This window comes from Hominilimicola fabiformis (assembly GCF_020687385.1).
Taxonomy (GTDB): Bacteria; Bacillota; Clostridia; order UBA1381; family UBA1381; genus Hominilimicola; species Hominilimicola fabiformis.
Genome location: NZ_JAJEQM010000002.1, coordinates 1 through 21,834, shown reverse-complemented (window position 1 = coordinate 21,834; position 21,834 = coordinate 1). Strand labels below are relative to the sequence as shown.

Here is a 21,834-nt window from a genome sequence, read left to right as displayed (position 1 = left end):
ATCTATTCTTCTCGTCTTTTTAAATTTTTAGTTTTATAATACAAACGTTTGTTTTCGTACATCATTGCGTCGGCACGTTCCATTGTCATAGAGAAGTTTCTGTCTTTTCCCGCGTCAAACTTGGCATAACCGATTGACATAGAAGTCTTAATTCCTCCGCGATTAATACTGTCTGCCATTCTTGCGATTCTGTCCGCAAAATTCTTAACCATATCAATATCGCAGTCTTTTAATACAACAGAAAATTCATCGCCGCCGACTCTGTAACCGATAAAATCAGTACCTTCCATCGCTTTTCTTATCGCGTCGGCACCGTTTTGAATATAAATATCACCCATTTGATGTCCACGACTGTCGTTTATATTCTTTAATCCGTTTAAGTCTATCGTAACAATAGCATACCGCGATTGGTTTCCGCTTTCTATGTTGTGCATATCAACAGTGAACGAATTCTTGTTTTTCAAACCTGTAAGCGTATCCGTATTCGACATATCCTGATACAGCGGATTTGAAATCCTCTTGAATATCGCCATTGAAAAACGTACTGAAATCAAGCAACACAAAAGTATAAGTATTATTACTATAACGCGAAGTATAATCTTGAAAATATATACCCTGTTCGCGTCAATTCCTATACAAGCAACGGCCTTCACAGTACCGCCGTCCATTATCGGATAAAAATTCAAATACCGAAAGCCGTCCAACGACGCATAAAAAGCACCTGCATCGGCATAATGCGTTGTATACAAGTCGTTTATTTCTTTTTCAATTTTTCCTGTTATCTTTTCGTTATTTATAACAGTGTTTATCTTGTCATTTTTCGTATCGAGTATATATTGGAAATCGCCGTTTTTATCTTTTCTCACAACAAATATTTCTGAAATCGCCATATTGTCCTTTACCGCGGATAAATAGCTCAGTGCCGCACCGTATACGCCGTCAGGCACATCTTCAGTAAAAAGTCTGCTGTCAAAATGAGATTCTATGGTTGTAAAAGTAAGATTTGCACGTTCATTGTATGCGTCGGCAAGCATCGAAATCATAACGCCCGATGTAACGAGATATATAACCAGGCAAGAAAATATGATAAGTCCGCAAGTCAGCATTGAAACTTGCACGTTAACTTTTTCTATTTTGTTCATAATAAACTTTTTTAATTTTCCCATAATTATCGCGCCATCTCCTTTTATACATATTTTACATTTTTATTATACCTAATTTTTTATAATTTATCAATATTTTCGTCGAAAAAAATCGGATTTTTGTTGATTGTTCACTATTTTAATAGTATAATGTTAATAAAATCGTAATACAGAATGGAGATTAATAATGCAAACAGCGATACTTATTCTTTTAATTATACTTATTATATGTGTACTTATAACTCTGATTTTTACATTAAAAAACAGTTCAAAGCCGTCTGATTCGGGACTTGAACAACGTATAAACGGTTCTGTCAAAATGTTTTCCGACATAATATCGGAAAATCAACAGGTAATCGGCAATATGCAGACAAACCGTTTTGCACAAATGGACAACGAAATCAAAAGTATGCGTCAAAGTATGGAAAAACACCTTGCCGATATGTACAAAGGTTTCGCCGATATATCCGCACTTTCATCAGGTGTAAGTGATTTAAAAAAAGTCCTTTCAAATGTTAAAACACGTGGTATACTCGGTGAAATACAACTCGGTGCAATCCTCGACGAAATACTTGCACCGGAGCAATTCGACACCAATGTTGCAACCATACCGAACAGTTCCGCAGTTGTTGAATTTGCGGTTAAACTTCCGCACGACGACGAAGGATTTATATATCTTCCGATTGATTCAAAATTCCCGCTTGACGCCTACAACGATTTACTGAACGCATATGATACCGGCGACAGCGAAATTATAAACCGTTCTTCAAAAGCACTCGTTCAGCGAATAAAGCAATTCGCAAAAGATATTCACACAAAATACGTTGAACCGCCGTACACAACCGATTTTGCAATAATGTTCCTCCCAACAGAAGGACTTTATGCCGAGGCAGTTAATCTCGGTCTTGTCGAAGTTTTGCAACGTGAATATAAAATAAATATAGCAGGTCCAAGCACTATGGCGGCTATGCTAAATTCTTTGCAAATGGGTTTCCGTACACTTGCACTTGAAAAACGTTCAAGCGAAGTTTGGCAAGTCTTAGGCGAAGTCAAGGGTGAATTTGAAAAATTCTATTCAGTTCTTGAAACGGCACAAAAAAGAATTACCCAAACAGGTGACGAACTTGATAAACTTATCGGTGTCAGAATGCGTGCAATGGAGCGAAAACTCCGTAGTGTTGAAAAATCCGAAAGCAACAGTTTTGACGATATGTAATAATATATTTGATAAAAACATTATTTATTCTTTAAGCATACAAAAAGCACACAAAAAGCCACGAGTTTACTCGTGGCTTTTATATTACTTAATTTTTAAATTATCTGCCCGGTTTAAAGAAATCGGGAACATCTATACTACCCATTCCCGGCTTTAACTTTCTCTTGAAAATTGCATTATCATCATAATCAGAAACTGATGATGAATAAGACGGAGTCTTTCTGTCGCTTGATGTTGAAGAACCTGTAAACTTAGGTGTAATATTCTTTACATCATTAGCTTTATCCTTACCGCGTCTTAATGAACCGTCAAGACCTGTTGCAATAAGAGTAACCTTAATTTCATCTTTAAGATTATCGTCCATAGCAGTACCGACAATAATATTTGCCTCTTCACTTACAAGGTCACGAACAATGCTTGATACTTCGCCCATATCAACAAGTGAGAATTCACTTCCGCCTGTGATATTAAGAAGTACGTTTTCAGCACCCTCAATACTTGTTTCAAGAAGCGGACTTTCAATAGCCGCACGAACTGCGTCCTGAGCGGCATTTTCACCCTTGCCGACACCGATACCCATATGTGCGACACCGCTGTCTTTCATAATTGTTCTTACATCGGCAAAGTCACAGTTCATAATACCTCTTTGAGTAATTACTTCAATGATACCTTGAACACCTTGACGAAGAACATCGTCTGCAAGTTTAAATGAATCTTTAATTGTAACCTTTTTGTCTGCAATCTTTAACAGAAGATCGTTTGGTATAGTAACAATAGCGTCAACCTTTTCTGCAAGGTTCTTAATACCTTCTTCAGCGTTTCTCATTCTTTGAGGTCCTTCAAAGAAGAAAGGCTTTGTTACTACCGCAACTGTAAGTACACCAAGAGATTTCGCAGCCTCTGCGATAATAGGTGCGGCACCTGTACCTGTTCCGCCGCCCATACCTGCTGTTACGAATACCATTTCTGTATCTTTTACAAGATTCTTGATTTCATCTTTTGATTCTTCAGCCGCTTGTCTGCCGATTTCAGGCTTTGCACCTGCTCCCAAACCGCTTGTAAGCTTTCTGCCGATATTAAGTACAGTCGGTGCTTTTACATTTGCAAGCTGCTGTGCATCTGTATTGACGCAAATAAATTCTGCCTTTGTAACGCCGGCCTCGATCATACGGTCTACAGCATTGTTACCGCCGCCGCCGACACCTATAACCTTTATTCTTGCGCCGTCTATTGTAGTGTTTTCTTCCAAACCGATAGGCATATCACTCATCTAAATATCCTCCTTCGTAGTTTATCCCCAACAAATCCAACAGGGAAATCTCCGCATATATATTATTTTACTATGTTTTTTCAACTTATTCAATAGTTTTTTCCCACAAATTTTCAAAACGCCGAAAATTTTTACACAATATTATAGTCGTTTTGTTTTCGATTTTTGTGCAATTTTATTTTTACGGTGTATATATCGCCTTTCCGGACTCGCTTAAATCCATTGTTCCGCGGGCATTTTCAGTCAAACTGTTACTCATAACAGTTTCTCTGAACAGTCTTATTTTACGTTCAAGATCCAACTGCGTACCGCATTGTACGGTTATTCGGTTATCGTAATTCATTGTTATGTCAGTCACATCGGTAACATTTATTTCGATAACCTTATCAAGAATACCCGTTGCCTCAAGCGTTGACAGCGAAATTTTTGTAATATCGAATTTTTCGTTTTCGTCGGTTTTTAAAATTTCACCCAATTTATAATCCGTAACCGTCAATCCAGTTACCGTCGGTAATGTTTCACCGTTGTTGCCGGTATCGGTTAAAACTCTCAATTCAGAATTTACAAGCAATGTCTTACCGTCAATTTTTATATACGCAGACGGTGTATATTCCGTCACCGTAACTTTTACTGACGGTGGGAATAACCTTTTCTGCACATCAACGGTATCTATATATGGTATTGTTTTTAACGTATTTCTTATTTTTCGTCTGCCGCTGCGGAAAAGATTTTGACCGACAAGCGGTTTTAGCTTTTCTTGGAACTGTTCGGCTGTTACGAGAACATTTCCCTCAACCGATACGGAACGAATATTAAATATCGGTGTCATAAATAAGAGCACGCTTACAAGAATCACCGCCAAAACAAATCCCAGCAATGCACGTCTACGCTGTATTTTAAGACGCTGTTGCTTTTGTTTTTTTTGGTAGCGAATTTTTCGTTCAAGCTGTGTAGGTTCACGCCGAACACTTCTTTCGGGAACATCTTTATGTTCTTTCAAGGTTCTTTTCTCTAACCTGCTCCAATCATATTCAGTTGTAGTTTTTGTAACCTTACGACCGCCTGTTTTGACGACTCGTATATTACGATTATTTTCATCCATACTATCACCCTGAATTATTCTCGTCTGATTTTCGCTCCGCATTCAAGCAGATACTTTTCTATATTTTCATAACCTCTGTCTATAAATTCTGTGCCGCCAATCGTCGTTGTACCGTTTGCGGCAAGTGCCGCAACAACAAGCGCCGCGCCTCCGCGCAGTTCTCTTGCAACAACATTTGCACCCTGCAAAGCGTTTACGCCTCTTACAACGGCACTTCTGCCTTCTACTTTTATGTCGGCACCCATTCGTGTAAGTTCATCAACATGCTGAAATCTGTTTTCAAATATATTTTCTATAAATATACTTGTTCCTCTTGCAACAGTTGCAAGCGCCATAAACGGCGATTGTATATCCGTCGGAAAACCCGGATACGGCATTGTTCTTACTATATGTATACTTTCAAGTTTCTTGGGAGCTTTCTGAATAATTTTATCTTTTTCTATTCTGAGCTGTACTCCCATATCCAAAAGAACATGGAGCATTGCTACCATATCGCGTGGATTGACATTTTTAAGACATATCTCTCCGCCCGTAATCGCAGATGCGGCCAGATATGTTGCGGCAACAATACGGTCGGGCATTATCGTATACTCCGCACCGTGAAGCTTGCTCACTCCCTCTATTTTTATTACACTGCCGCCCATACCGCGGACTTTTGCACCCATACAATTCAGGAAGTTACCCAAATCAACAATCTCCGGTTCACGCGCCGCATTTGTAATAGTTGTAAAACCCTCCGCACAAACTGCGGCAAGCATAGCATTTTCGGTTGCTCCGACGCTTGGAAAATCAAGATGTATGTTTCCGCCGACAATCTTATCAGTACTGCATTTTATATAGCCGTGTTCTTCCTGAATATCGACACCGAGTTCACGCAAAGCCTTTAAATGCAAATCAATCGGCCTTAAACCAATCGGACAACCGCCAGGCATACTTACAACCGCTTTTTTGCACCTTGAAATTATCGCTCCCAAAAATATGATTGAAGAACGCATCTCACGCATTAAATCTTCACATATTTTACAGTCACACATACCTCTTGTATCAACCGTTACGGTATTGCCTGCCCTATGTACTCTGCAGCCCAATCTTTCAAGCACCAAATCTGTTTTATCTACATCACGAAGATATGGACAGTTTTTCAAAGTACATACTCCGTCAGCCATAACCGTGGCTGCAAGTATCGGCAGTACGGCATTTTTCGCACCTTGTACACCGATTTCACCGCTTATCTTATTTCCGCCGTCTATAACAAGTTTGCCCACTTTAAACACCTCGCATTATAATATAATTCTCATATGATTATAATACGAAATATCTATAATTCTGTTACAGTCTTATCATTATAGCACATTTCAAAAAATTTTTAAAGGGTTAATTTATAAAAATAATATACCTTTAATATCAATGTAACAATGCAAAATTTGTCGGTTAAAAATTTCATACTATATGATAGATAAATCAAATTTTTTTCTTTTTTTACAAAAAAGTTCTTGACAATACCCTCACCTTTATGGTAATATATTATGCGTAGCTTAAACAGATATGCGTCCGTAGCTCAGTTGGATAGAGTGAACGGCTACGAACCGTTAGGTCGTGGGTTCGAATCCCTCCGGGCGTACCATAAGTTACAATATCCGAACCTCGGTTCGGATATTTTTTTGTTTTTCTATAAAAAACAATATTTTTTGCAAAAAAGTATTGACAAAATAATTTTAATGTGCTATCATATTATTTGTCGTCAGACATTAAAACTGAATATGCGTGATTAGCTCAGTTGGTAGAGCACCTGACTCTTAATCAGGGTGTCCAGGGTTCGAGCCCCTGATCGCGTACCACGAATACCGCTTAAACACTACGTTTGAGCGGTTTTTGTTTTGTCTTTTAATCAATCTCTAAAACACTTTCTAACACTTTTCTAACACTTTTTATGCACTGAACATACCCTTTAGTCCCTGTCCCAATTCTCTCTTATGTTTCATGCTTATATGACCGTAAATGTTCATTGTAGTGCTAATATCCGCATGTCCAAGCCATTCTGATATATCTTTCATATTCCACCCTCTGAGAATAAGCATCGATGCACAACTATGACGCAAATCATGAAATCTAATGTGCGGAAGCTCATTTTTCTTTAAAACTTTTTGCAACTCGTGGCTAGGATAACTTGGATAATACGGTGTACCATCTTCTTTTGCAAAAATATATCCACTATCAGAATAGCAATTTTTAAAAAATTCTTTATTCTTTTTTTGTTTTTCTAACAGTTTTTCTAACAATGGCTTCACATCATCCAAAAGAGGATATACGCGATTACTTGTTTTATTTTTAGTAGAATCTTTGGCAACCACCTGATTTTGAAGAACAACCGTATGCTGAATTACTATGGTATTATTCTCAAAGTCGACTGCATCCCACCGTAACCCCATAAGTTCGCTCCGCCTTAACCCGTATATAATAGTCATATATAACATATCGTGCAACATTGTACTTTTAGAAACTTCAAGCAACCTATTACACTGTTCCACTGTGTAAAATGAAGGTTTTACAGTGGTTTTCTGCATTTTAGGCAATCTTGCGTACTGACATGGATTATCTCTTATTAGTTCTTCACGAATGGCTTTCTTAAAAATCAAACTTAATATTGTACCGTGAATTTTTAGAGTTCTACATGATAATCCGCCAGGTTTACCATCTAACCTTCCCGTAACCGCCTTATAATTATAATATTTTTCAATATCTGCTATCTTCACATCTTGTAGCATTAAATTCTTTTGTTCAAAATACGGGATTAAATGGTTTTCCGTATCGGTTTTATATCCTTCGTATGTAATAATATCAACTTGCGTAATCACTTCTTTAAGCCACTTTTTTATGTATCCCACAAAGTCAATTTTATCAAACATATTGGGATTTTCATTATACTCCGCTAATAATCTTGTTAAAGCCGCTTCGGCTTCTCGCTTATTACCTTTCTTTGCATCAATACAGAGATTTATCCATTTTTGCTTTTTATTAACACGGAATACTGCGTAATATTTTCCGCCCTTTTTCTGTAGACTACCTCTCATATGTCATTCCTCCTTAACTTCGGTAGTCTGCTGACAATATTATTTTATCATCAACAGCCTACTTTATCAACATATTTTTTTAAAGTTGTACTCCTTTTAAATACTCAATCACTCCGAATTTAGGAATTATATATTTCTTGCCCAGTCTACGATTGGGTATATCGTTGTTTTTTAATAATTTATACGCTGTATTCTTACCGATGTTAAGAATTTCGCACAAATCTTTAACATTTATCACATCTTTATATTCTTCCAACAATCATATCACATCCATTCTCGTTCACAAATTAAATATTTTAACCCTTTTTCAGCGTACAAGAAGCTTATACGTTCAAAAAACATAAAAATATCTAAGCTACGCGGACGGCAATTTGCAAAATTGCTCCATAGGATTTTCACCTTCCCGGCGCTGCCCGGACTGCCCCCGATGCTTGCATACACGCCCTTAAAGCGCGGTCTACGGCTAGGCAGAAGTATCATTATACCAATATGACGTCTTGACCATTCAAACTTGCAATTTGATTTTTACTAGTGATATTTATCGCTCGGCTACCTCTATGCAGTGTCTTGGCGTATCAAGTATAAGGCTCTTCCATATTGGAATGTATCCGTTTGCTCTTTATTATGCTACAGCATTGTCTTCTGTGCTTTCTTTGTATATGAAAGGATTTTATTTATACATAACAGTATTTTTTGTAAACTTGGTAATAATGCCGCAAATAATTCTTCGCTCATCATTAGCAGATTTTTTTATCAAGGCATAAAGACATTCTTCCTCTTCGTCTGTAAGATAGTTTTTATAGCTTCTGTATTCAGGCAATATATAAATTCCACCTTGATTACCTTGTTTCGTATAAACAGGAGCAATGCCACTGAGATAAACTATATCTCTGTCGATTGTATCTGTAGAAACATTAAATTCTGTCGCCAATTCACATCGAGTTGATTGCTTTTTTTTGACAAGAAATTCAAGTATTTTTGTTCTTCTTTCGCTTACACATAATTTATCCCTCACATTGCTCCCCTCCTTTCGGGAGCAGTATACCACTCAAACTCCGCAAATTTTTCCGAGTTTGAAAAAATAATTTTGAAAATTCCAAACTTTTTTTCATTATCTTAGTCCTTTTCCTATTTTTTGAAAAAGACCTCATTGGCGGCGCTCTCATAAAACATTCAAATACTAAAAAAACACGATTTTCCACAACCGTGTTAGATATGTTCGTGTATATACGCTTCGATTGTTCACGTTCGAGTTTTAAATCAGCTAAAATAAGCACATTGATTTTTTTAATAAATCATTCCCCATATGTTTTGCAAACAATAAAACCCCTCCAAGAAACTAAGCTTGAGGAGTTTTTACAATCAAATAAGCCTCATCAAACCATCGTTTTTTTTGATGAAGCTTTATGCTGCTTCTGAATTATAACTTCGCTCTATCACGAAGCATTTAATCGTGTTAATTTCACAGAAAACATTGTAAACTATATGTGGAGGTGAATTTTCAGTGCTATGAAACACGATATTTTAGGCGAACAAATAAAAAACGCTAGACTACATAAGGGAATATCACAAGAACAGCTAGCAGAAATGTTAAACTGCAGTTCCCGCCATATTATGGCGATAGAAAATGAACAGAAAAAACCTGGATATTGGTTACTTTATAATCTCATACGAACCTTGAACATTCCTGCTGATACTATTTTTTATCCTGAACGACACAGTATATCACCAAAAATAGATACTTCTATTGACGAACTGGTAAATATGCTGTATCTGTGTGATGAAAAGACTATAAATGCAATAACTGCCGCTGTTCACGAACTTATCAAAACCAAATGAAGAAGCGCACAGCATAGTGCGCTTTCTTCTAAAGCACTCCTAATCTTTTAAGTAACTTTACACAATCTTTTGCTCCTTGTGCATACAAGAATGCACAGTCCTTATCCGCTAAATCTGCGTGCTTTGCAATGTACAAATTTATTATATCGGCTTTCTCTGCTGACAATTCTACTAACACTGATTGCATTTTATTTCCTAACTGCGTCAGCTCTATATTGAGCTTGCTATACTCCCTATTTTTCATTCGATAATGACTCAGTTTATGTTCTATAATTTCATCAATTACCAGCGAAATTAATTTCTGTTCGGTCATAATAAATATCTGCCTCCTACTATTTCACTATGATTATATAATTCCCCGAAAAATTTGTAAATAATTCTGGAAATAATGGTAGTATTCTACGGAAAAAGTGGTTATGTACATCTTCTATGTAAACACAAAACCGACACCATTAGCCTGATGTCGGTTTCATCTTTCAATTTTTTATCTGTTTACTGTTTTATAAACCATCTGACGTCATCTTTGTTACTCTATAATTGCCGTTCTTGATTCTGCATCCCACGCAACTTCAAAGCCCATTTCTTCTGAGAGGAAGCGCAGCGGTACCATCGTTTTGCCATTTATAAGACGTGCAGGGACGTCCATAGTAGCAGGCGTGTTATTTACTTCTGCATTAGTATCATCTATCGCAAATGTAACTGCTGTGTTATCAAGTGTCGCGGTCGCGGTTTGTGTTTCTCCGTTCCATTCAACATCTGCGCCCATCTGCTCAAACAGGAAGCGCATTGGAACAAGTGTACTGCCGGATTCTATTACAGGCGGTGTTTCAAAACCAAGTATTTTGTCTTGGAATTGGACATATATATCACTTACATTTAATGCTTCATCTATTTGCTCAATAGGGCAAGAATAGTACTTGGAGCTATTTGTTATATCAAATTCAAATCTATTATCTTTTAGTTCAAAAACATCGCTAAGCCAACAATTTTCTTCTGGGATAGATATGATAGTAAAATATACTCCATCCTTTGATACGGCTATTTTATCTGGACAATTTGTTCCATCATACACAAGATTGGCAAATAAATAATCATGAACCTGAATAATTTCACCAATATCTACACTCTCATAAATAATACCCTGCTTCGCAACCCCATTTTGAGATAATGCAATATCTCCCAATCCTTGCGTAAGATAACGATTATATTTATATTGCAATTTGCCATTTCTAATAAACAACTCATGTCCGTCGTTTATAATCGGTATACCACCACTCTCATTGTATACATGCCAATTTTCAAAATCCGTTGAATAATATGATTTTTCCTCTGACACAACATTCATATGAGTTTCAGGGATATATTCACCATATTGAGAATATGTATTTATATAATACACTCCATTTATATATGACATATCGCTGACATAATCTCCGGAATATGATTTTAAAACATTAAAATTCTTATCCAATAAAATAATATTATCATCTCTAGTCACATAATTAAGACCATGACGTATACAATTTTTTCTCCTAACCATATATCCATCATTCGTTTCAATAACTTGTGAAGTGGGTCGATTACTTGAACTTACTAAACTGTCCAGAAATTCGTAATTACTATCGGTGACTGCATTCCTCCAGTTGACTTTATCTTTTGAATATGTGACTTCCCATGCCGATGCATTGTGTGCTTTTCCATCATAATATACTGAAAAATACCCTTGACCTGTGTATACAACTCTATCTTTAGGATTTATTATTTCATTTTCAAAATCAATCGCATATGTATCATTGGCGTGGATAATTCCAATCATCATCGTAATCATGCAAATTATTAACAATATGCACGGGGTGTTTTTCTCCATCTTGTCCAACAATTTCTCCATAATCTTTCTCTCCTTCATAGATTTTAAAACAATTTCTCATACTACCGTCATTCGCTGTAAATAAACCTGTTTTCATCTTATATTCTATCTCTTGGTTGGGTTCTAATACAATATAATACATTACTTGCGCTCTTGTATGAGAACCTTTGGATAACATTACCGGTTTTTTATGCAAATTCTCTAAATACAAAAATTCACATGACTCACTATCTAATATAAACTCAATAGTTTTTGTAGATTCTGTTGAATTTTTAAGTTTGATGTTATATGTTTCTATAACTGAATAATTCGCTATTGGGAGTTTATTCCTTTCATTTTCACCATCATAACGGTTTAATGCCGCCTCAGTAGCTATTAAACGGTTGGGAACATCGCCTACTATGCTACTATCAGCACTATAATTTCTATCATGAAATTCATCGAAATACCAAACATTATCGTCTGTATCATAGTCATATCTATCTTTTTTACTATTATCTACGTATCTAAACTTTAGCAATTCTGTTTCCGTTGCAATGTCTCTAACCCTATACTTATATAAATTACCATTACCGTCTTCAATACCTGGAATGTTTACATTTGGTGTTGCGTCCTGTTGCGGATTAACATTGGACTCCCAAAATACACTTTTATATCCGAGAGGATTATTAAGATTAAATGTTCTTACGGGAATATACTTTTCATCTCCCTTTATTTCATATGAAAAATCCGATATAACTTCATTAGGAGTGTTGGAAATTCCTTTAAATGCACCTTCTCCAATATATGGTGCATTATTTTCACCTATACTCATAATATTTTCTCTGTTGTTATATGCCATTTGGTTAAGAACAACTTCGCCCTCCAAAACTTCGAATTCAAATATTATATAAAACGGCATTTGGTCATCATTATATTTCGGTAATCGAGGATATTCTAATATATTTTTATTATATCCATTATTATATATTTTTTTATTATAGATATCTTGAAGCCACACTGAATTACCTTCTGCCGAATTCAAAGTGTAGTAGCCTTCATCTATTCTACCATACAATCTATTATCATACTCATTGGTTTTCACCTTAAAAATTTTTTCACACTTAAAATATTCCATATTCAAAATGGCTTGCGGTGATGTCCAATCCGAGTCCCATCTATCTATTTGAGGTGCATTTATACCAATAGCATTGACCTTAATTTTAGCATTTTCCGAATAAAGTTGCACATCCATAGTGACATCTTCACTGGAATAATTAAGATGCCAAGACATAAAAGTATATTTCCCCTTGCCTAAATGTTCCTCTCTTATAAAAGCATAAGGAGCATAATCTGCCAAAGTATTATCTGTTATTGCTTCAGGCGCATCTGAATAAATAAAGTATTCGCCTTCATTTTCATGTTGATGGAATACAATATCCCCATCTTGAGGCTCATCCACTTGTAATTTATATTCATTATTACTAATATTATCTATCGTAATTGTTGTGCCTTTTTCAAGGTAATATTTATAGCAAGCACACTCCTCTGTTAGAGATGTTTTGTTTCCATTGCTGTCTATATAGTTAAGCTCTCTATTGACTCCTCTCATTTTCTGGGTTATAAATTGAGGTACGTTGCTGTTAAATCCCCTATACAATTCAGTATAGTATTCTTCCACTTTTCTTCCTGCTTGGTCGGTTAAATTAAAGGTTGTACCAGGCGTAACATTGATAATATAACATCCATTTTTCTCAGCAGTAAATGACAGTTTATTTCTATTTATCATATCTTGCGTGATAACTTGATTTAATGGTATAACTTGACTTTGAGTAGATATGTTAGTTATTTTTAAATTAATAATGTCTATTCCCGTTCTTACTAAATTTAGTTGAAATACACCTGGTCCGCGAATTGTATAAACAAAATTTCCTTTTTGCGTTGTTTCAGGGGTAAATGTGCCTGTACCTTCTATACAATCCATTTCACCCTGAATTGTTGCTTCTGTACCACCATCAATTGCCACTTCGTATTCTTCATCATCTTCAATATGTATATTAAAGGCAGCCTTATTGTTATTATTAAAGGAAATGTTCTTAATGATTCTCTCATCAGTAGTCATATAAACATCAACAGGAACTGCTTCTGTATTTTCTTCAATGTTTGCTATAATAACAGGAATGTTTTCATCCATGTCAAACAAACATTTGATAAGTATTGTGCATATCTCTGAACGCCTTATATCCGCATCCGGCGCCATTGTGTTTTTATCCTGACCGTTCAAAATATTATTCATATACAACTTATATATGTAGTTTTCATTCTTATTGCCCGATACATCAATAAAATTTTTATATGCATTTTTTCTTTCATTCTCTATGTTTTCAACTTTATCGTATAATAAGGTGGGTACATTGACTTCTTTTCTTTGATCGAAAAACAACTGACAAATATATTTAGCCGCCTCTCCCCTGCTAACTTTAGTCTCTCCTATGGTTATCAACTTATCAAGTTTATTGATACTAACATCTATATCTTGATCATCTATTGTCTTAAAGCCCAATTCGCTTGCCTTTTTCATATAAGGATATGCCCAATATGTTGTTGGGTTATCATCCGCAGTCAATATTCCGTCAACTTTTGCACTTTCAAACATCATTCTGAATAACTGTGCTAGCGTTATTGTATTATTGGGTTCAAACTTATTTTCATCTGTACCCGAAACAATGCCTAAATTTGTTGCTTTAAAGATGTAATCATGAAACCAGTCATTGATAGTAATATCTCTATAATACCTTGTATAATATACTTTATTGGCGCCGTATATATCAGCCAGACCATTTGTAAATGTAACAAGAGAACCCACCACAAAATTACGTTCTGTATTTTCTCCCGTACACTGCGCGGTTACATAAAGCGTTTTATCTACCGAATTGAAATCTATGTACCCCGATTTACCGTCCAAAGCTTCACGTCTTATTGTATTTAAGTCATTTTGTTCATTGTCTATCGTAAAATCGTAATTTGATGGGTATTGTATTTCAACAGTAATTTCTGAATTTGTTCTTGTTACTTTTTCATACAAATTTGTAGCTTTGCCAACAGTTGACATCAAATATTCATATGTATCAAACACAGCCTGAATTTTATTAAACTCAATCTCTTTATTCTCATTATACCTTACTAGTGAACCACCAATCGGGTTTCTGTATTCATATACAATTTCCCACTCATCATCATGTTTCATCATCATAGGGAATCTACGTTTCATATTTTTTCTTAAAACAGTTGCTGCTTGAGTTATATCTGGATTTGAAATAATAATTTTCCTATTATTAGATATTTGCCCAAATATACTATTCCATACATATTGAAAATCATATGGAACTTCCCCAAATTTTGCATTTTCTCCAGAAACAAAACTCTGTAATTTATCCTTTAAATCAATGTTATTGCCCGAATAACTGCTTGTATTAAACAAATCATATTCACTTTGATTCTTAGTTCCTATACTTGCTTTTAATGGTACACATTTATACATATTCAACATTGATGCCATTTGTAAACCTGCATTGTTATCTGCTCCGACAAACATATGTCTATCAGTTCGAAAATCACTTAATACTCTATACACATTATAATCTATGGTATTAGCATAAGTCTGCGCTGCTTCTGTCATATTAAATTCACAAAATGCTAAATATAAATCAGATATAGATAATCTTAAATCCAAATCCGTAGGACATTGATATATCCCATCCATATTTAATGCGTTATTCGTATCTGCATTCAATACAAATACAAATGGTATTATTCCGTAGTCGCTCAGCTCGTCCATCTTATCTTTAAGAGCCGAAATATCATCTACTTTATGTGTTGTTACTAAGACAACTTTATTCCTGTTGCTTGATTCTTCATCAAACACACTAATTGTCCTGTCCAAAATAGATATAATATCGTTTGTCCCTGTATATTCCTTTTCCTGTACATCTGATATTGCCTTATCCAAATCGTCGGTAAAACCCTCAGAATTTGATGATAGTACCGCATATCTTGTATCTTCCGGCACTTGCTCTGAAATAGATTTAAAGCTATCTATCCATCGCTTATCACCGTTTATGTCATATTCATACATAGAATATGACATATCAAATCCCATTACAACATCAAAATCTGTTGTAATCCCTTCATCATTACTATCGTCCAGCCCGAACAGGGAAAAACCATTCTTCTCCTGTATTGCCTTATACAACACATTTTCATCTGTCAACGAGCTTGTATCAATAATGTTCTCATTGTTTTCTATTTCATTGTCATTTTCTGCAAAAGCTGCTGTTAGACTCATTAACATACAAAAAGTTAATATAAATGATATTATCCTTTTCATTTGTTTCCTCCTCCCAAAATTCTACTTGTAAATCTATTGTTCCAAGTCAATTAAATATGTTGAATTAAAAAAATTCAGATTATCCTTTTCTACATATATCAATATTGGTCCTGGTTCTGCCCACGAGGTTACTTTTAGCTCTCCTGTATTTGAATCAATACTGACACCCCTTTTAGGAGTCTTTAGTGACCAATGTACATCTGTTCTAATTTCAGTGCCATTATTCTTTGTAGCTGCTTTGGCAAAATAATTATATGTTACACTGCCACTATTAGGAATTTGAGGATATACCTCACCAGAAATATAAAGATTTTCAATATCTACATTTGTAATTCGAACATTATCAATACATAGCTTATCCTCTGATGAAAATGCGAAGTAATTTATATAATTACATTCTCCAGCAAAATCAGCATTTTCTACTTGGGCAAGTAAATCGTTTGTATCTCTGTCTATAACATAAATACTGTACTTCTGTGTATTCACATTTAAAGCCATTTTAATAGTATACCACTTAGAAATATCACTCAGGGTAAACCATCCTTTCTTATCTGCTTTATACATGATATGAAAGTCACCTTTAGAATAATATTCTAAATAATCCGCTGTTTTTCGAAGTCTTCCTGCCATAGTAAAACCCTGAGCAGATATATCTCTTGACTCTCTAGTTTGAATCTGCATAGCTGCAGACGTAAATTTTATATCAAATTCACAGTATAATACTCCCGTAGAATATATATCTCGTGCTTGGAAATTATAAAAAGATGAATCTTTATGTGTCAATACCATATATTTATTCCATATATCACCTTCAACAGACTTAATCCCACGTCCTGTATTATCAATCCAATTTTCGGTTGATGATGCTTCAAAATTATCGTCAATAAATACTGTATCCTGTGCGAACACATGTGATGTCATCATCATTGTAATAGTTATCATAATAATTAGAGATATAATTTTTTTTACCATTTGTGCCACCTCACTTCTTTTCCTTGTTTCCGTTTAAAAGAAACGATTTTTTATCAACGTAACCACGACCATCACCTATGCCTACGACCACTTTAACTTTTCTATCTCCTGTATTTGGGTCAGCATAGAATATAACTCGCCTATAATCTTTACTTGCACCAGCGAACATTCCCTCTCTCGCCGACCAAAAGAAGAACGGAAGTGACCTTGTATCGTAATTATAATCCCCCTCATCTAAATAAAGCTCATATATCCCTTTGTTGTCATCAAGAACCTTCGCGTTCACATTTAAAATCTCAGGTGCATCTGCAATGTCACTGTTATTTGTTTGTTCGTACTCAAAGCCCACTGTTCTAACAGGAATATCCGAATTCTGATTTGCTATATCAGTCAAAATGTCATATGAATATGTTTTATCGGACACTTCTCTTGAATCATATGAATATCCGCCTGTTAAATAGATGTGATTATCCATTATATCAAATCCATAATATATAAGATCATTAATATAATTACTTGTAATTATTTTCCACGACTTTGTATCCGTTACATATTTTAATATATCAACATTGCCCTTCTTATTCACTGCAGCACATACAAAATCGTTATTATAACCTTTACCTCTAATATATTCACTTTCATATGGCATCGTTGCCTTAGGTTTCCACATATCATCGACTCTGGCATACACATTTCTAGAGTATCCATTATAAGTAGTACCACCTACGATATATAATGTCCCACCGCTAATAAAAGATTGTACATCCATCATAGGCTCTGGCAAATCGAATGTTTGAGATACCTTTCCGGTTGCAGTATCAAACACTTCCACAGTATTAACATATCCATCCGAATTCCTTCCACCTATTATGTAAATATATCTCTCATCCGTTACAATACCTGCTCGTCCGCGTCTGGTATTTATATTTCCTTCTGTGCGCCATACCTTTTTTTCAGTATCATATGATCTTACATCACTGTAATATATTCCGTTACTATATCCGCCAACAGTATATAATTTATTATCCGATGTAATAAATGCAGCATCCTTTTTTATGTTCTCTGTATTATTATCCTCTTGAGTCCATAATCTTGTATCTGGATCATATACATCAATACTACTTAGCACCTCGTAATTACTGCCTACTCCACCAAACACATATAATTTGCCATTTATATTATCCATACCATGTCGTGCGCGATTATTATATAAATTGTTCAATTTTGCTGTTTTATGTATATTGATAGCATAGCCTGATGTACTTCTACTATAATAAAAGTTAAATGGTTTCAAAGCTATATAATATGTTCCTGCTTTAAATTTGTAATTAAATACATTATCAAAATAAGTATTAAAATCATATATTTCTTTCTTATTAGCATTGAATACCACTGCATCTGCAAGAGTTTTTAACTCGAAATCAATAGGGTCTTGTGTAGTAATCTCTATATCATATGTTCCTGTAGTCGGAATAGTGAATTTTAGAAAATCTATATCATCCTTACCTATAAATGATTTTTGAATCTCAGTTTCTATTGGTATGGTTAGAGCATTATCTATATTATCCGAGGCATCATCTTCTACTTTACCTATACGATACATATAGTTTCCGCGATGAGTTTGTTCAATATCAAAAATATCAATACTATATGTCTTTCCTGCTTTTAAATAAGTAGCACCAAATGATTCTGTATACATAGAATCAACTAATTTTTTTCCGTCCGGTTCTTTTATAGTTATATTGAATGAATATTTTAGATTATTTGACTGTATAGGGTTACAATGTACAATATCATAATATCCATCCACTGAAGGAGTAAATTGATAAGTATCTACATCATCCACAGAATTTATTGAACCATATATATAATTAACCCATTTATTTTTCACACGTTCGGGATTATCATCTTTTTCATCAAATATACTACGCTTGAACATTAGTTTTTGATCTTCTCCATATGTAACTTGTCCGCCAAACACATAAATAACATCGTCTGCAATTACCATATTATGACAAGCTAAGCCCCGTATCATTTTTAAATCATTGTACCATTCTGCTCTCCAATTAGAAACAGTTGATAGGGAATCAGTATCATAGCGATATTTAGTATTTGCTATTGATACTCCACTGTTTATTTCACTACGTCCTCCAGTTATATATAATTCGTTTGTGTCCATATCCCCGCGATTTACAAACGCACAATCATATACTTCTCTCGGCATTTTATCAATATACGTCCATTCATCATCTTTAATATTATATTCATATATGTATTGGTTGTTTATTACATAAAAGCCTCTATTTGTTGGAACAGCATAACTATCTATTGCATAAGTAGACATTGATGCAAGTTGCTTCCATGTTTGTGAGTCAAAATTATACTTATATACTTTATTACTATTTATGCCATTTTCTTTGCCGGAAAAAATATATAATTCTCCATTATGCATTCCTGCTGAATAATTTGTACTATTGTTTGGGGTTATAATTTCCTCAAGCCATTTATTTGAGTTGACATCATAAACAGAAATCGTGCTTACTGCATTTCCTGACAAGTCATATCCTGCACAAATATAAACCTTATCATTTGATGTTACAGCCATATGTTTATATCTGCCAAACGGCATCTCTTTCTTTGTTGTCCATGTTTCACTAATTGTATTATACATCTCAGTTTTATTTGTGACTGCCCCACGTTCACTCCCACCGAATGTATAAATATTGTTATTGACAACCACGCTTGACATATAACTTCTTTCACTTGTCATAGTTCCACACGATTGCCATCCTGTTCCGGAAAATGATGTAAGCATAATATCAGAATCATTTTCTCCTGTCCCCTCATCCCACGTTTGCAAAAAATCTTTTTCATCTTCTTCCGAAATATTTTCACAACATTCCACATCTATATTTCCAAAACCGGTTATTCCTTGATTTACATCTATGTTGTGCTGTTCTTCTATAATCTCACAATTCACAGTCTCTTCTTCTGTCTCTATTCCATTTGCAAAAGCCATTGTTGCAGAACACATCAATGAAATCACTATAACCATTGATATCAATTTCTTCATATTTGCCCTCCAAAACCATATATTTTTAAAAGAAATACGGAGAAATTGTAAAGAAAGGTATTGCTAGCAAGCTCAAAAAACCATCTATTTCTTCATATTTTGACTTTCCTTTTGCAACATGTTTTGCAATAATTATACCTAAAAAATATATGAGTTTTGATAACACCGCATGGATTATTCGCGCACTTAAAGATACATCCAACAAACCCTTAGGATAGATACCTATACCTGTAAACATAAACAAAACCCCTTCTGCAAGCATCATAATTGCAGTTAGCATAAAAGCTTGAATAATAGCATTTTTCAATGTCACTTTAAAACACAAATACATAAGCACAAATGTTGCAATAGAAAATGCTATTACATTTAAAGTAGGCTGATAGAATGAAGAAATAGCATACAACATCATATATCCTACTATTATACTAATATTCGCATATAAATATTTGGTTCTTGGTTTAAATAATGCATTTGTATAATATATAAACACAATGCATCCAATAAAAATAGATATTAATAAATTAATTCCTTCTATCATATTTGCTCTCCTCCTATAATAAACATTTGTTCTTTAAAAAAAGGATACTGACGTCTTGACATATGAACGCTATATTTTTTTGTTTTATATGCCAAATATACTGTTGTTTTTGTGTATTTCTCTACATAATTCAAATTTACACAATAGCTACCATGACATTCACAAAAATTTCTCGTAGGAAATTTTTCCTTTATTTCTTTGTAAGAGTCAGAAACCACATATTCATTAGATATTGTTACAATTTTACAATGCTTATTTTCTGGAGTAATGTACATTATATTACGAAGAGGCAGTTCAAATTTTCGTTTACTCTCATATATTTCAACTTTAATCGTCTGCATCTTTTCCAAAATTGGTGCAATGCTCTTTTTCAATCTATATCTATCAATAGGTTTTGACCAATATCTAAAAGCATACTTCTCTATTACTTCATCAATATATTCTTCATAATTAGTAGTAAAAATAATAATACTTTCAGGATAATAGCGTTTTATCATTTTAGCTACCCATACACCATTTTTATCTGAATCTTTTAATTCAATATCCAAAAAAACTATATCATATTGATCCTTATTTTGTAATAGTTCATTCGCATCCATATACACATCTATAAAATATTTTAAATGCATTTCATCAAAAACGTCTTTTACAATATTGCATGTTTGTTCCAACGCAATTTTTTCATCATCGCAAATAGCAATACGCATTTCCATTTCCTCCTTAAGCATTTTATTCCTCCCTTCCATTATAACTATATTTTTGTAGATTGGTATATTATTCTTGTATTTTCGTCATTTTATCTAATTTTCTGCACTTTTATTATCTATAATCAACAAAAATCGCTCATATAAACTGTTGAACAGGATAATAATATAAATAATATCCCATTAAACAGGATATGTCAATACGCTTTGACGGTTCAACAGGATATTTTTCTAATTTTATACTGTACAATAGTATATAAAAGGAGTGTTTTTTATGAATTTAGATGATTTATTTGCAAAAAGATTAGCACAACTTAGAAATCAGAAAGGTGTTTCTGCAAGAGATATGAGTTTATCGTTAGGACAGGGAGCCGGATATATCAACAATATTGAAAACAAAAATAATCTGCCATCAATGACTGTTTTCTTTTATATATGTACTTATTTAGATGTCACACCAAAAGAATTTTTTGACTTTGACAATGCAAATCCAAAAGAATTAAATAGTATAATATCTAACTTAAAGAAACTTTCACCGAAACAGCTTAAAAATGTTTCAAACCTTATTGATGATTTGATAAAGTAGAGAGATATTTTTGAACCGACCCCCAAAAGTTAGACCAAAAATCTAACTATTGGGAGGTCGGTTTTTTCATGGCAAAATATAGTTTTGA

General features: G+C 34.2%; 17 protein-coding genes and 2 tRNA genes. 5 read left to right on the top strand and 14 right to left on the bottom strand.

The window, feature by feature from the left end; genetic code table 11:
• Nucleotides 1–2: 2 nt before the first annotated feature.
• The gene (locus tag LKE05_RS01540) at nt 3–1,166 is read right to left on the bottom strand and encodes a GGDEF domain-containing protein (protein ID WP_308455715.1); all 1,164 of its coding nucleotides are present in this window, start codon (nt 1,164–1,166) and stop codon (nt 3–5) included.
• 163 nt (nt 1,167–1,329) lie between these two features.
• Between LKE05_RS01540 and LKE05_RS01535 the strand changes: the two genes are divergently transcribed.
• The gene (locus LKE05_RS01535) at nt 1,330–2,358 is read left to right on the top strand and encodes a DNA recombination protein RmuC (protein ID WP_308455714.1); all 1,029 of its coding nucleotides are present in this window, start codon (nt 1,330–1,332) and stop codon (nt 2,356–2,358) included.
• 100 nt (nt 2,359–2,458) lie between these two features.
• On the opposite strand, the gene ftsZ is transcribed toward LKE05_RS01535, so the two are convergent.
• The 3 genes from ftsZ to murA form a co-directional block, all read right to left on the bottom strand.
• Nucleotides 2,459–3,628: a cell division protein FtsZ gene (ftsZ, locus tag LKE05_RS01530; protein WP_308455713.1), complete on the bottom strand. Its 1,170-nt coding sequence runs from the start codon at nt 3,626–3,628 to the stop codon at nt 2,459–2,461.
• Nucleotides 3,629–3,809: 181 nt separating this feature from the next.
• Nucleotides 3,810–4,730, bottom strand: coding sequence for a cell division protein FtsQ/DivIB (locus tag LKE05_RS01525; protein WP_308455712.1), 921 nt, complete (start codon nt 4,728–4,730; stop codon nt 3,810–3,812).
• Nucleotides 4,731–4,744: 14 nt separating this feature from the next.
• Nucleotides 4,745–5,995 carry a UDP-N-acetylglucosamine 1-carboxyvinyltransferase gene (gene murA, locus LKE05_RS01520; protein ID WP_308455711.1) on the bottom strand — a complete coding sequence of 417 codons (1,251 nt, stop codon included), beginning with the start codon at nt 5,993–5,995 and terminating at the stop codon, nt 4,745–4,747.
• Nucleotides 5,996–6,277: 282 nt separating this feature from the next.
• On the opposite strand from murA, the gene LKE05_RS01515 reads away from it, so the two are divergent.
• Nucleotides 6,278–6,354: transfer RNA gene (locus LKE05_RS01515), tRNA-Arg, on the top strand.
• A 138-nt stretch (nt 6,355–6,492) separates the two neighbouring features.
• A tRNA-Lys gene (locus LKE05_RS01510) sits at nt 6,493–6,568 on the top strand.
• A gap of 90 nt (nt 6,569–6,658) precedes the next feature.
• Here the strand turns inward: LKE05_RS01510 and LKE05_RS01505 are convergent.
• The 3 genes from LKE05_RS01505 to LKE05_RS01495 form a co-directional block, all read right to left on the bottom strand.
• A complete protein-coding gene (locus tag LKE05_RS01505; RefSeq protein WP_308455710.1) occupies nt 6,659–7,801 on the bottom strand; it encodes a tyrosine-type recombinase/integrase in 1,143 nt (380 codons plus the stop codon).
• A 79-nt stretch (nt 7,802–7,880) separates the two neighbouring features.
• Nucleotides 7,881–8,057 carry a helix-turn-helix domain-containing protein gene (locus tag LKE05_RS01500; RefSeq protein ID WP_308455709.1) on the bottom strand — a complete coding sequence of 59 codons (177 nt, stop codon included), beginning with the start codon at nt 8,055–8,057 and terminating at the stop codon, nt 7,881–7,883.
• 414 nt (nt 8,058–8,471) lie between these two features.
• Nucleotides 8,472–8,816 carry an HTH domain-containing protein gene (locus tag LKE05_RS01495; RefSeq protein ID WP_178831350.1) on the bottom strand — a complete coding sequence of 115 codons (345 nt, stop codon included), beginning with the start codon at nt 8,814–8,816 and terminating at the stop codon, nt 8,472–8,474.
• Nucleotides 8,817–9,310: 494 nt separating this feature from the next.
• Between LKE05_RS01495 and LKE05_RS01490 the strand changes: the two genes are divergently transcribed.
• Nucleotides 9,311–9,640, top strand: a complete 330-nt coding sequence (locus LKE05_RS01490; RefSeq protein WP_178831353.1) for a helix-turn-helix transcriptional regulator — start codon at nt 9,311–9,313, stop codon at nt 9,638–9,640.
• A gap of 28 nt (nt 9,641–9,668) precedes the next feature.
• On the opposite strand, the gene LKE05_RS01485 is transcribed toward LKE05_RS01490, so the two are convergent.
• The 7 genes from LKE05_RS01485 to LKE05_RS01455 all read right to left on the bottom strand — a co-directional run bounded on the left by LKE05_RS01485 (nt 9,669) and on the right by LKE05_RS01455 (nt 21,184).
• Nucleotides 9,669–9,953, bottom strand: a complete 285-nt coding sequence (locus LKE05_RS01485; RefSeq protein WP_022230542.1) for a hypothetical protein — start codon at nt 9,951–9,953, stop codon at nt 9,669–9,671.
• A 213-nt stretch (nt 9,954–10,166) separates the two neighbouring features.
• Nucleotides 10,167–11,528, bottom strand: coding sequence for a copper amine oxidase N-terminal domain-containing protein (locus LKE05_RS01480; protein WP_308455708.1), 1,362 nt, complete (start codon nt 11,526–11,528; stop codon nt 10,167–10,169).
• Nucleotides 11,431–15,873 (bottom strand): S-layer homology domain-containing protein, encoded by a 4,443-nt coding sequence (locus LKE05_RS01475; protein WP_308455707.1) that lies wholly within the window; start codon nt 15,871–15,873, stop codon nt 11,431–11,433. The genes LKE05_RS01480 and LKE05_RS01475 overlap by 98 nt, the downstream gene beginning before the upstream one ends.
• 33 nt (nt 15,874–15,906) lie before the next feature.
• Entirely contained in the window at nt 15,907–16,845 is a 939-nt protein-coding gene (locus LKE05_RS01470; protein WP_022229563.1) for a hypothetical protein, read from the bottom strand.
• Between the two features lie 10 nt (nt 16,846–16,855).
• Complete coding sequence (locus LKE05_RS01465) at nt 16,856–19,918, bottom strand: Kelch repeat-containing protein (protein ID WP_308455706.1); 3,063 nt, start codon at nt 19,916–19,918, stop codon at nt 16,856–16,858.
• Between the two features lie 25 nt (nt 19,919–19,943).
• Nucleotides 19,944–20,456: a hypothetical protein gene (locus LKE05_RS01460; protein ID WP_022229561.1), complete on the bottom strand. Its 513-nt coding sequence runs from the start codon at nt 20,454–20,456 to the stop codon at nt 19,944–19,946.
• Complete coding sequence (locus tag LKE05_RS01455) at nt 20,453–21,184, bottom strand: LytR/AlgR family response regulator transcription factor (RefSeq protein WP_022229560.1); 732 nt, start codon at nt 21,182–21,184, stop codon at nt 20,453–20,455. The genes LKE05_RS01460 and LKE05_RS01455 overlap by 4 nt, the downstream gene beginning before the upstream one ends.
• Nucleotides 21,185–21,434: 250 nt before the next feature.
• On the opposite strand from LKE05_RS01455, the gene LKE05_RS01450 reads away from it, so the two are divergent.
• Nucleotides 21,435–21,746: a helix-turn-helix domain-containing protein gene (locus LKE05_RS01450; protein ID WP_022229559.1), complete on the top strand. Its 312-nt coding sequence runs from the start codon at nt 21,435–21,437 to the stop codon at nt 21,744–21,746.
• Nucleotides 21,747–21,834 lie beyond the last annotated feature (88 nt).

What these genes read in the sequence shown, in the direction of transcription:
- LKE05_RS01540 (WP_308455715.1), bottom strand. Translation starts at nt 1,166, where the DNA reads ATGGGAAAATTAAAAAAGTTTATTATGAACAAAATAGAAAAAGTTAAC.
- LKE05_RS01535 (WP_308455714.1), top strand. Translation starts at nt 1,330, where the DNA reads ATGCAAACAGCGATACTTATTCTTTTAATTATACTTATTATATGTGTA.
- ftsZ (WP_308455713.1), bottom strand. Translation starts at nt 3,628, where the DNA reads ATGAGTGATATGCCTATCGGTTTGGAAGAAAACACTACAATAGACGGC.
- LKE05_RS01525 (WP_308455712.1), bottom strand. Translation starts at nt 4,730, where the DNA reads ATGGATGAAAATAATCGTAATATACGAGTCGTCAAAACAGGCGGTCGT.
- LKE05_RS01505 (WP_308455710.1), bottom strand. Translation starts at nt 7,801, where the DNA reads ATGAGAGGTAGTCTACAGAAAAAGGGCGGAAAATATTACGCAGTATTC.
- LKE05_RS01490 (WP_178831353.1), top strand. Translation starts at nt 9,311, where the DNA reads ATGAAACACGATATTTTAGGCGAACAAATAAAAAACGCTAGACTACAT.
- LKE05_RS01485 (WP_022230542.1), bottom strand. Translation starts at nt 9,953, where the DNA reads ATGACCGAACAGAAATTAATTTCGCTGGTAATTGATGAAATTATAGAA.
- LKE05_RS01480 (WP_308455708.1), bottom strand. Translation starts at nt 11,528, where the DNA reads ATGGAGAAATTGTTGGACAAGATGGAGAAAAACACCCCGTGCATATTG.
- LKE05_RS01475 (WP_308455707.1), bottom strand. Translation starts at nt 15,873, where the DNA reads ATGAAAAGGATAATATCATTTATATTAACTTTTTGTATGTTAATGAGT.
- LKE05_RS01470 (WP_022229563.1), bottom strand. Translation starts at nt 16,845, where the DNA reads ATGGTAAAAAAAATTATATCTCTAATTATTATGATAACTATTACAATG.
- LKE05_RS01465 (WP_308455706.1), bottom strand. Translation starts at nt 19,918, where the DNA reads ATGAAGAAATTGATATCAATGGTTATAGTGATTTCATTGATGTGTTCT.
- LKE05_RS01460 (WP_022229561.1), bottom strand. Translation starts at nt 20,456, where the DNA reads ATGATAGAAGGAATTAATTTATTAATATCTATTTTTATTGGATGCATT.
- LKE05_RS01455 (WP_022229560.1), bottom strand. Translation starts at nt 21,184, where the DNA reads ATGCTTAAGGAGGAAATGGAAATGCGTATTGCTATTTGCGATGATGAA.
- LKE05_RS01450 (WP_022229559.1), top strand. Translation starts at nt 21,435, where the DNA reads ATGAATTTAGATGATTTATTTGCAAAAAGATTAGCACAACTTAGAAAT.